Source organism: Escherichia sp. AM3 (genome assembly GCF_032029835.1).
Lineage (GTDB): Bacteria > Pseudomonadota > Gammaproteobacteria > Enterobacterales > Enterobacteriaceae > Escherichia > Escherichia coli.
On record NZ_JAVUPQ010000428.1, the window covers coordinates 1 to 827 of the forward strand.

At 52.6% G+C, this 827-nt stretch carries 1 protein-coding gene; it reads left to right on the top strand.

Annotation, left to right across the window (positions count from 1 at the left end; translation table 11 throughout):
* Positions 1 to 38: 38 nt before the first annotated feature.
* The coding region (gene sgcQ / locus RTW80_RS26370) for a BtpA family protein SgcQ (RefSeq protein WP_169751288.1) at positions 39 to 827 on the top strand (789 nt) is incomplete at its 3' end.

The window sequence follows — 827 nt, forward strand, 5'->3', positions numbered from 1 at the left end:
TACGTAAACGTGAATTATCGGAATAAGGAGTACTTTCAATGAGTTGGCTGAAAGAGGTTATTGGGACGGAAAAAGCGGTCATCGCCATGTGCCATCTACGTGCATTGCCCGGCGACCCGAGTTTTGATGCGCAGTTGGGGATGAACTGGGTTATCGACAAAGCCTGGGACGATCTGATGGCGCTCCAAAATGGTGGGGTGGATGCAGTCATGTTCTCCAACGAGTTTAGTCTTCCCTATCTCACGAAGGTGCGTCCGGAAACCACTGCGGCAATGGCACGAATCATCGGGCAATTAATGAGCGATATCCGCATCCCGTTTGGCGTGAATGTTCTGTGGGATCCGGTCGCCTCATTCGACCTGGCGATGGCTACCGGCGCTAAGTTTATCCGCGAGATATTTACCGGTGCCTATGCCAGCGACTTTGGCGTCTGGGACACTAACGTCGGTGAGACCATCCGTCATCAACACCGGATTGGTGCAGGCGAAGTGAAAACCTTGTTCAATATCGTCCCAGAGGCCGCCGTGTATCTGGGCAATCGCGATATCTGTTCTATTGCTAAATCGACAGTATTTAACAACCATCCTGATGCGCTCTGTGTTTCTGGCCTGACCGCCGGGACGCGTACAGACAGCGCGCTGTTAAAACGGGTCAAAGAAACGGTGCCTGACACCGTCGTGTTGGCCAACACGGGCGTCTGCCTGGAAAACGTGGAGGAACAACTCAGTATCGCCGATGGCTGTGTGACCGCAACCACCTTTAAAAAGGACGGCGTTTTTGCCAATTTCGTTGACCAGGCGCGAGTCAGTCAGTTTATGGAGAAAGTG